Raw genomic sequence first — 10,131 nt, forward strand, 5'->3', positions numbered from 1 at the left:
GCAGTAGCAGGCATTCTGTAGCATTGGTCGGCGCGCCGTGGGTGCGTCTTTGCTTTATCAGATGGAGAGCGCTATGGCTTGGAATGAGCCGGGTGGCAACTCGAATAATCAGGATCCTTGGGGTGGTAAGCGCCGCAATAATGGCGACCGCAAGGGGCCACCGGATCTCGACGAGGCCTTCCGAAAGCTGCAGGAAAGCCTGAATGGGTTGTTCGGTGGTGGGAAAAAACGTGGTGGCGGTGACGACGGCGGTCGCACAAGCAGGGGCGGTGGCTATGGCCTGCTGGGCCTGGGCCTTGTCGTGCTTGCAGCCGTTTGGCTTTACAGCGCCGTGTATGTCGTGGACGAGCAGGAGCAAGCTGTGGTGCTGCGCTTCGGCAAGTACTACGAGACAGTCGGCCCGGGCCTGAACATCTACTTCCCGCCGATCGACAAGAAGTACATGGAGAACGTCACGCGTGAGCGTGCCTACACCAAGCAGGGCCAGATGCTGACCGAAGACGAGAACATCGTCGAAGTGCCGCTGACCGTGCAGTACAAGATCAGCAACCTGCAGGACTTCGTGCTGAACGTTGATCAGCCGGAAATCAGCCTGCAACACGCAACCGAAAGTGCCCTGCGCCACGTGGTGGGTTCCACCGCCATGGACCAGGTGCTGACTGAAGGTCGTGAATTGATGGCCAGCGAGATCAAGGAGCGCCTGCAGCGGTTCCTCGATACCTATCGCACCGGTATCACCGTCACCCAGGTGAACGTACAGAGCGCAGCGGCACCGCGTGAAGTGCAGGAAGCCTTTGATGACGTGATCCGCGCCCGTGAAGACGAGCAGCGTTCGCGCAACCAGGCTGAGACCTACGCCAACGGCGTCGTGCCGGAAGCCCGTGGTCAGGCCCAGCGCATCCTTGAAGATGCCAACGGTTACCGCGACGAAGTGGTCTCCCGCGCCAAGGGTGAGGCGGATCGCTTTACCAAGCTGGTCACCGAGTACCGCAAGGCGCCGGAAGTCACGCGTGAGCGTCTGTACCTGGACACCATGCAGGAAGTCTTCAGCAACACCAGCAAGGTTCTCGTGACCGGCAGCAAAGGTGGGCAGAACAACCTGCTGTACCTGCCGCTGGACAAGATGATCGAAGGTGGTCGTAGCAGCACCGCCGCGCCGTCTACAGGCTCTACAGCGGCTGCCAACGAAGCGAGCGCCCGTGCGGCCGCTGACTTGTTGCAACAGCAAACACGTACCAGGGAGAGTCGTTGATGAACAATAAATCGCTGACAGCCCTGATTGTGGGTGTCGTGGTGGTCATCGCTGCCTGGAACTGCTTCTACATCGTGTCTCAAACCGAGCGCGCGGTGTTGCTGCAATTCGGTCGTGTGGTCCAGGCGGATGTCCAGCCGGGCCTGCATGTGAAAGTCCCCTACGTGAACCAGGTGCGCAAGTTTGACGGCCGCCTGATGACCCTGGATGCACCGACACAGCGTTTCCTGACCCTGGAAAAGAAAGCCGTGATGGTTGACGCCTATGCCAAGTGGCGCGTCAAGGATGCCGAGCGCTTCTACACCGCGACCTCCGGCCTCAAGCAGATTGCTGACGAGCGCTTGTCGCGTCGTCTGGAATCGGGCCTGCGTGACCAGTTTGGTAAACGCACCCTGCACGAGGTGGTATCTGGTGAACGTGATGCGCTGATGGCTGACATCACCCGCTCGCTGAACACCATGGCGGAAAAAGAGCTGGGTATCGAAGTCGTCGATGTCAGGGTCAAGGCCATTGACCTGCCGAAGGAAGTAAACCGCAGCGTGTTCGAGCGTATGAGCACCGAGCGTGAGCGTGAAGCCCGTGAGCATCGCGCCAAAGGTAACGAGCTGGCTGAAGGTATCCGTGCGGATGCCGACCGTCAGCGCCGTGTACTGCTGGCCGAAGCTTATCGCGAGTCTGAAGAGGCCCGCGGTGATGGCGACGCTCAAGCCGCCGCGATCTACTCCAAGGCTTACGGCCAGGACCAGGAGTTCTACGCGTTCTACCGTAGCCTGCGCGCCTACCGTGAAAGCTTCGCGAACAAAACCGACGTCATGGTGCTGGACCCAAGCAGCGACTTCTTCCGCTACCTGGAAAAGTCCAAGTAACAGCCTGTGACTGCAGGGCGAACTCCGTCGGGCGGCTAAAACGCCTGGCGGGGTGATCCTTTCAGAAAACGGGTGTATGATGCGGCAGCCGGGAAATTCCCGGCTTTTTTGCGTCTGCATGTTTGATTGTTGTTTGGCCGCGCAGACGCCACAGGTTTTTCGAGGAAAGTGCCCGACGAGGCCGCTAGCAGGCCATTTCGTCACGTCGTTCTTGCGCGTTGTTTGGGCAGGGGCCGGGCATTTTCTGCTTCACTCAAGGCTCGGCCGAGGGTTGGCCGCCCGGATCATAGGGGAATGGCGTAATGGCAACGGTAGACCGCTGGCTGCTGCCAGATGGCATCGAAGAAGTACTGCCACCAGAAGCTGCGCGCATTGAAGTAGCGCGTCGCCAGGTGTTGGATCTGTTCCAGAGCTGGGGTTACGAGTTTGTCGTGACCCCGCATATCGAGTACCTGGAATCCCTGCTGACCGGCGCGGGCCAGGACCTGGATCTGCGCACCTTCAAGGTCATCGACCCGCAATCGGGACGGCAAATGGGCTTTCGTGCCGACATCACGCCGCAAGTGGCGCGCATCGATGCGCATACCCTGCGCCGCGAAGGTCCGAGCCGTCTGTGCTACGCCGGCAGTGTGCTGCATGCACAACCGCGTGCCTTGTCGTCTTCGCGCAGCCCTATCCAGTTGGGCGCAGAGTTGTACGGCGACGCAAGCCCGAGCAGCGACGTTGAAGTGATCAGCTTGATGCTGGCCATGCTGCAACTGGCTGACGTGCCGGACGTGCACATGGACCTGGGTCACGTCGGTATCTACCGCGGCCTGGCCCGCGCGGCCGGTTTGTCCGGTGAAGTGGAACAACGGTTGTTTGATGCCCTGCAACGCAAGGCCATTGATGAAGTGATCGCCCTCACCGAGGGTGTGCCTGCGGATTTGGCGGGCATGCTGCGTGCGTTGGTGGACCTGTGTGGTGGCTCTGAAGTGCTGGTCGCTGCGCGCGAGCGTTTGGCCAATGCACCGGCGCCAGTCCTGGCGGCACTGGACGACGTGCTGGCGATTGCCGAGCGTTTGTCGGCGCGGTTCCCGCAGCTGCCGCTGTACTTTGATCTGGGCGAGCTGCGCGGCTACCACTACCACACCGGTGTGGTGTTCGCAGTGTTTGTACCGGGTGTTGGCCAAGCCATCGCCCAGGGCGGTCGTTATGACGATATCGGCGCTGACTTCGGTCGCGCGCGTCCGGCGACTGGCTTTTCCACCGATTTGAAAACCCTGGTGACCCTGGGGCGTGCTGAGGTCGAGCTGCCGTCTGGTGGCATCTGGATGCCCGACAGTACGGACGCAGCACTCTGGCAGCAGGTTTGCCAGTTGCGCAGTGAGGGTCAGCGTGTTGTCCAGGCCTTGCCTGGTCAGCCATTGGCCGCCGCCCGTGATGCGGACTGCGACCGGCAATTGATTCTGCAGAACGGGCTTTGGCAAGTATCGCCACTGGCTTCTTGAGTTTTCCTGCCGGCCATCGCCGGCACCAAGTTTGCGCGAATGAGGACAAGTGTTATGGGTAAGAATGTCGTAGTCCTGGGCACCCAATGGGGTGATGAGGGCAAAGGCAAGATCGTTGATCTGCTGACCGAACATGCTGCCGCCGTAGTGCGCTACCAAGGTGGCCACAACGCTGGCCACACCCTGGTCATCGATGGCGAAAAAACCGTCTTGCACCTGATCCCGTCGGGCGTCCTGCGCGAAGGTGTGCAGTGCCTGATCGGCAATGGCGTGGTCGTTGCACCTGACGCCCTGCTGCGCGAGATCATCAAGCTGGAAGAGAAAGGCGTACCGGTGCGCGAGCGCCTGCGTATCAGCCCGTCCTGCCCGCTGATCCTGTCCTTCCACGTTGCGCTGGACCAGGCCCGTGAAAAGGCCCGTGGCGAGCTGAAGATCGGTACCACCGGTCGCGGCATCGGCCCGGCGTACGAAGACAAGGTTGCACGTCGTGGCCTGCGTGTTGGCGACTTGCTCAACATGCCGCGCTTTGAAGACAAGCTGCGTGAACTGGTGGATTACCACAACTTCATGCTGGTGGGTTACTACAAAGAGCCGGCCATCGAGTTTGAAAAGACCCTGGCCGAGTGCAAGGAATACGCAGAGCTGCTCAAGCCGCTGATGCTGGACGTGACCGCCGAGCTGCACGACCTGCGTCGCGCCGGCAAAGACATCATGTTCGAAGGCGCCCAAGGCTCCCTGCTGGACATCGACCACGGTACTTACCCGTACGTGACCAGCTCCAACACCACCGCTGGCGGCGTTGCTACCGGTTCGGGTGTTGGCCCGATGTTCCTGGACTACATCCTGGGCATCACCAAGGCTTACACCACCCGCGTAGGTTCGGGCCCATTCCCGACTGAGCTGTTCGACGAAGTCGGCGCGCACCTGGCCAAGCAAGGTCACGAGTTCGGCGCCACCACTGGCCGTGCGCGTCGTTGCGGCTGGTTCGACGCCGTTATCCTGCGTCGCGCTATCGATGTGAACAGCATCTCGGGCATCTGCCTGACCAAGCTGGACGTACTCGACGGTCTGGAAACCATCAACATCTGCGTCGGCTACAAAGATGCAGACGGTAAGGACGTTGCCCCGACTGACGCTGACAGCTACGTAGGCCTGCAGCCTGTGTACGAAGAAGTGCCGGGCTGGACCGAATCGACCGTGGGCGCCAAAACCCTGGAAGAGCTGCCAGCCAACGCACGTGCTTACATCAAGCGTGTTGAAACGCTGATCGGCGCGCCAATCGACATTATTTCGACGGGCCCGGACCGCAACGAGACCATCGTTCTGCGTCACCCGTTCGCTTAATAAGCTGTTGATGTAAAAAGCAAAGGGCTCCTTCGGGAGCCCTTTGTCGTTTCTGTCTGGTAAACGGCACAACCCTTGCTTTGCTTCTTTCTTTCGCGGTGCTATCAAATTAATGGCACCCGTGGTGGAGGGATTCCCAGTGTCTGCCGTTCTCTCGTTGTTACAAAGCCGTCTGTTGCGGCCGGTGTTCGTTACCCTAGGTATCGCTCTTTTGGTGCAAGTGCTGGTCGCCGTCGCTCTGACGCGGAGCACGGTCACTGCATTGGAGGCTGATTTGGGCAATCGCCTGGGGATCGACAGCCAGAAATTGTCGGGTGAGTTGGCGCAAGCCGGCAAGGAAGTGACCTCCAGCCTGGACAACCTCTCGTCCAGCACTCGGCAGCGCCTCACCAGTGGTTTGTCGTCGCGCTTGCAGGACGAGCAGAAGCAACTGCGTGCGACCCTGGAAAAAGACCTGCACGACTCGGCCAATGACATGGCGCAATTGCTCGCCTCCGTGGCGCCGCGCGCCATGTGGGACAGCGACGTGCCGACGCTGTCTGAATTTGCCCGGCGTGCTCAGCGCAATCCCAACGTGCTGTTCGTAGTCTACGACGACGCAGCCGGTGAGCACTTGACCCGTTACCTGAACCGCGAAAACCCGATCAACCAGGCATTGCTGGCAAAAGGTGCGGGTGATCGCGCTTTGGACAAAGTGTTGGATGCCGCGAAGAGCGACCCGTCGGTGTACTACGTCGAGGCGTCCATCAGCCCTAACGGGGTGGAAATCGGCAAGGTTCGCATGGGCGTTTCAACCGCTTCCGTCGAGACTGACCTGGCGGCACTGGATAAGCGCTTTGCCGCGCTGATCGCGAGCAGTGATCAGTTGGTCGGCGACAGCCTGCAAGGCGCCGCAGCGGACAGCGCGGCCGCCATGGGCGCTCGTTTGCAGTCGGCGCAAGCCACCGCCACGCAAATGACCGCCAACACCACAGGTGCGGTGCAGGAAGCCGCCGGTACCTTGCGCTGGCGCATCGGCATGGGGCTCGCAATCGTCGGGTTCGGCATGTTGCTGCTGATCGCCATTGTGTTGGGGCGCCGTGTGGTTAATCGCCTGAAGTTGCTGATCGCAGCCATGGATGACTTGGCCGCGGGCGAGGGCGACCTCACCAAGCGAGTGCAAATCAGCAGCAAGGATGAAATCGGCGACATGGCGTCGGCGGTCAATCGTTTTGTGGATAAGTTGCAGCCGATCGTGCGCGAGGCGGGCGATGTAGCCCAGCGCACCGGTGTGGAAATTGGCGCGATGACCCTGCGCAATGCCGGCGCAGACGCGGCGGCGGGCTTGCAGCGAGATGAGGTGGCCGAGAGCCTGCGCGCACTGTCGCAGATGGCCGATGAAGCCCAGGCTGAAAGCCATGCGATGCAGGCCGCGTTGCAGCAGGTAGTGGATATTCGCCAAGCCACCGATGAAAACTCGCGCACCTCGGCTGAGGTCGGCAGCTTGATCGAAGCGCTGGCAGGGCAGGTGCAGGCGGGGTCCAAGGTGATCGAACGGCTGGCGCAGCAAAGCGAGCAGATCGAAGTGGTGCTGACGGTGATTCACGGGATTGCCGAACAGACCAACCTGCTGGCGCTCAACGCTGCGATTGAAGCGGCGCGTGCGGGTGAAACCGGGCGTGGTTTTGCCGTGGTGGCAGACGAAGTGCGAGCGCTGGCGAGCAAGACTCAAAGCTCTACCGGGGACATCCAGGCACACATCGTGGCGTTGCAGCAGGGCGCGCGCGAAGCCGTGGAAACCATCAGCAAGGCAGGGCGCCAGGCGAATGAAGGGTTGTTGGTGCTGCGCGACAGCGTGCGCTTGCAGCAGACGGTGCAGGCGTCGGTGGAGCAAGTGCATGCCGCGATTGGGTTGGCGACGCGTGCGGCGGAACATCAGGCGCAAGGCGCGCATGCAGTGCGTGGGCGGGTCGAGGTGATTCATGCTCAGGCTGAGCGTGCGGCGCAGGCGGTGGTGGAAACGACTGCCAGTGGCAAGGTGCTGGATGGGTTGGCGGCGCAGTTGAAGGCGAGCCTGGGGCAGTTCAGGGCTTAGGGTTGTTTGTGCTGACGCCTTCGCGAGCAAGCCCGCTCCCACATTTGGAACGCATTTCAAAATGTGGGAGCGGGCTTGCTCGCGAAGGCGATATCAGCCGCTCAGATACATACGGGTCGTAAGTAAATAGACCGGTAATCCGGACACCAGAATCAACAACGCCGCATAAGGCGCCGCCGCCGCAAACTCCACATTCGCGGTATGCGCCCATACCTCTGTGGCCAGGGTGTTCAACCCCGTCGGGCTCAGTAGCAACGTCGCCGTCAATTCCTTCATCGCGTCCAGAAACACCAGCGCAAACGCTGCGCCCAATGCCGGAAAAATAATCGGCAAGGTCACCCGGCAAAACGCGCTGAAAGAGGACGCACCCAGCGTGCGCGCGGCCTCTTCCAACTGCGGCGCAGCCTTGTTCAGCGCGGTACGAATCGGCGCCTGTGCCAGCGGCAGAAACAACAACGCATAAGCGATCAGCAGTAGCGCCGACGTTTGATACAGCGCCGGCACGTAATGCAGCGCGAAATACACCAGCGTCAGCGCAATCACCAGGCCCGGCAGCGCGTGCAGCAGATACGGCAGGCGCTCGGCCCAGATCGCCAATTGGCCTTTGTAGCGAACCACCAGCAACCCCACTGGCACGGCCAGTACCAGGCAAAGTGCAGCGCCACCCAGAGACAGTGCGAGAGAAGACAGCAGCGCCTCGCTCATCTCGGCCAGCGGAAACGCCGCTGACGACCCCACCGCCAGCCAGTAACCCAGCATCCCCAGCGGAATTCCGCTGCCAATGATCGCCAGCGCCAGGCAATACACTTGCCCCAGCGGCGCCCAGTTACCCAGCTTGACCTGCTCGGCATGCCGCGCGGCGCCCTGGCCGATGCGCACGTGCCGGCCTTTGCCGCGCACGCGCAACTCCAGCCAAAGCAACGTCAGGCACATCACTAGCAACACCGCCGACAGCATCGCTGCGTTGGCGTTGCTGAATTCCAGTTCGAACTGTTGATAGATTGCGGTGGTAAAGGTCTGCAGGCCAATGATCGACAGCGCACCAAATTCCACCAGCATGTGCAGCGCAATCAACAGCGCCCCGGCCACTAGCGAAGGCCAGAGCAACGGCAGCGTGATGCGAAAAAACACGCCCCAGCGATTCAGCCCGAGGGTGCGGGCAGATTCTTCAAGGGACGGATCAAGGTTGCGCAGGGTCGCCGCCACGGGCAAAAACACCAGCGGGTACTTGGACAGGCTCATCACCAGGATCGCCCCGCCCAGCCCTTCGAAGTTGGCGCTCAGCGACACCCAGGTGAAGCTGCTGACAAACGCCGGCACCGCAAAGGGCAGGCACAAAATCACGCCCCAGATGCGCCGCCCTGGCAGGTTGCTGCGTTCCAGCAGCCAGGCCAGCGACAGGCCGATCACGCTGCATGCCACAGTCACCCCGACCATCAAGGCCAGGGTATTGCGCAGCAGTCCAAAAACGTAAGGGCGCCATATCAAATGCACCGCCTGCGCCCAGCCCGCTTGCCAGACTTTGGTCCCGACATACACCAGCGGCAACAGGCTCAAGCCGACCAGAAACAGTACGGGCAGCAACAGCCAGATCGACGGGCGCTTGCGGCGCGGGCTGAAACCCCCGCGAGAGGCGAGGGCGGATGGCGATGGGGTCATCAGTTCAAGCCAACGTCACGTTCCAGGTCCAGGGCTTCTTCGGCGTTGCCAAGGTCTGCAGGGGTGACTTTCGGCGGTTGCAGCTCGCTGAAAGGCTTCAGGCCACGGCTGGATTGCATGCCCTTGCGCAACGGGTATTCAGCGGAGGTGTTGGTGATGACGCGCTGGCCTTCTTCACTGGCCATGAACGCCAGCAGTTGCTGAGCTTCCCTGGGGTGTGGGCTGGATTTCAGCGCCGCCGCCGAAGACACAGTGATCAGGCCGCCGACATCGCCGTCGCTGAAGTAATGCAGTTGCGAGTCGAGGTTGGTCTTTTCTTTTTTCAGGGCGAACCAGTAGTAGTTGTTCACCAGTACCGTTGCCACTTCGCCGTTCTCTACGGCTTTGAGGGCGACCATGTTATTGCTGTACACCTTGCCGAAAGCGCGCAGGCCAGTCAGCCATTCTTCGGCGGCTTCGCGGCCGTGCAGCTTGATGATCGCCACGGCTTGTTCCTGGAACGCGCCGCTGGTGGGCACGAAGCCGACTTTGCCTTGCCACTCGGGGCTGGCGAAATCCAGCACCGACTTGGGCAGGTCTTTTTCAGCGATCAGTTTCGGGTTGAACGCTACCACGCGAGTGCGCGCGGTCACGCCCATCCAATCGCCATTGGCGCCGACATAATCCTTGGGCAAGACGTCGAGGGTGCTCGCGTCGATCTTGGCCAGCAGGCCTTGCTCGCCGAGTTTGTTCAGCGGCGGCGACTCTTCGGTGTAGATCACGTCGGCCGGCGAGCGGGCGCCTTCTTCAACGATCTGGCTGGCCAGCTGGTTGCTGCTGCCCTTGCGCACGTTAACGTGAATGCCGGTCTTGGCTTCGAAGGCCTTGGCGAGTTCGTCGCCGACTTCCTTGTGTTGGCCGTTGTACAAGGTCAGGGCGATCTTGTCGGCAGAATAGGCGGCGGGCGAGAGCAGGGTCAGGCCGAGTAGGGTGAGGGTCAGGCCACGCAGAAGGGATGTCTTGAGACGGGTATTACGGATAGTCATCCGAAGTTTTCCTCGCTTGTGTGCTACAAATCATTGCAAGGATAAACGATAAAACTTCTCAAGTGCGGTCGAGGGGCAAATCGGCGGGAAGGTTTTCAAACCCCGGAAACGAAAAAACCCGCTTTCGCGGGTTTGATCTGAATTTGGTGCCCAGGAGAAGACTCGAACTTCCACGACCTTGCGATCACCAGCACCTGAAGCTGGCGTGTCTACCAATTTCACCACCTGGGCATTATCAACAACGCTTGCGCTGTTGATGGATCGAACTATACGGACGGCTTTTTGATCTGTAAACCCCTGATTCGAAAATATAAATCAAGATTCTCTTTAAAAATCAAAGGCCTGAAACGAAAAAACCCGCTTTCGCGGGTTTGATCTGAATTTGGTGCCCAGGAGAAGACTCGAACTTCCACGACCTTGC

7 protein-coding genes and 1 tRNA gene are annotated in these 10,131 nt (G+C 60.7%); 5 read left to right on the forward strand and 3 right to left on the reverse strand.

Going from position 1 to position 10,131, the window contains the following annotated elements:
- Nucleotides 1-73 precede the first annotated feature (73 nt).
- The 5 genes from hflK (at nucleotide 74) to Q7C20_RS19190 (ending at nucleotide 7,026) form a co-directional block, all read left to right on the forward strand.
- Complete coding sequence (gene hflK / locus Q7C20_RS19170; protein WP_375069499.1) at nucleotides 74-1,252, forward strand: FtsH protease activity modulator HflK; 1,179 nt, start codon at nucleotides 74-76, stop codon at nucleotides 1,250-1,252.
- Nucleotides 1,252-2,118 (forward strand): protease modulator HflC, encoded by an 867-nt coding sequence (hflC, locus tag Q7C20_RS19175; protein ID WP_375069500.1) that lies wholly within the window; start codon nucleotides 1,252-1,254, stop codon nucleotides 2,116-2,118. The genes hflK and hflC overlap by 1 nt, the downstream gene beginning before the upstream one ends.
- Before the next feature lie 302 nt (nucleotides 2,119-2,420).
- Complete coding sequence (locus Q7C20_RS19180) at nucleotides 2,421-3,608, forward strand: ATP phosphoribosyltransferase regulatory subunit (RefSeq protein WP_348056931.1); 1,188 nt, start codon at nucleotides 2,421-2,423, stop codon at nucleotides 3,606-3,608.
- A gap of 54 nt (nucleotides 3,609-3,662) precedes the next feature.
- A complete protein-coding gene (locus tag Q7C20_RS19185; RefSeq protein WP_375069502.1) occupies nucleotides 3,663-4,952 on the forward strand; it encodes an adenylosuccinate synthase in 1,290 nt (429 codons plus the stop codon).
- A gap of 139 nt (nucleotides 4,953-5,091) precedes the next feature.
- The gene (locus Q7C20_RS19190; protein WP_375069504.1) at nucleotides 5,092-7,026 is read left to right on the forward strand and encodes a methyl-accepting chemotaxis protein; all 1,935 of its coding nucleotides are present in this window, start codon (nucleotides 5,092-5,094) and stop codon (nucleotides 7,024-7,026) included.
- Between the two features lie 93 nt (nucleotides 7,027-7,119).
- Here the strand turns inward: Q7C20_RS19190 and Q7C20_RS19195 are convergent, their stop codons facing one another.
- The 3 genes from Q7C20_RS19195 to Q7C20_RS19205 form a co-directional block, all read right to left on the reverse strand.
- A complete protein-coding gene (locus Q7C20_RS19195; RefSeq protein ID WP_375069506.1) occupies nucleotides 7,120-8,685 on the reverse strand; it encodes an ABC transporter permease in 1,566 nt (521 codons plus the stop codon).
- On the reverse strand, nucleotides 8,685-9,710 hold the full coding sequence (locus tag Q7C20_RS19200; protein WP_375069508.1) for an extracellular solute-binding protein: 1,026 nt from the start codon (nucleotides 9,708-9,710) through the stop codon (nucleotides 8,685-8,687). The genes Q7C20_RS19195 and Q7C20_RS19200 overlap by 1 nt, the downstream gene beginning before the upstream one ends.
- A 144-nt stretch (nucleotides 9,711-9,854) precedes the next feature.
- A tRNA-Leu gene (locus Q7C20_RS19205) sits at nucleotides 9,855-9,941 on the reverse strand.
- Nucleotides 9,942-10,131 lie beyond the last annotated feature (190 nt).

Origin of the sequence: Pseudomonas sp. AMR01 (genome assembly GCF_041946035.1) — a bacterium.
Lineage (GTDB): Bacteria > Pseudomonadota > Gammaproteobacteria > Pseudomonadales > Pseudomonadaceae > Aquipseudomonas > Aquipseudomonas antarctica_B.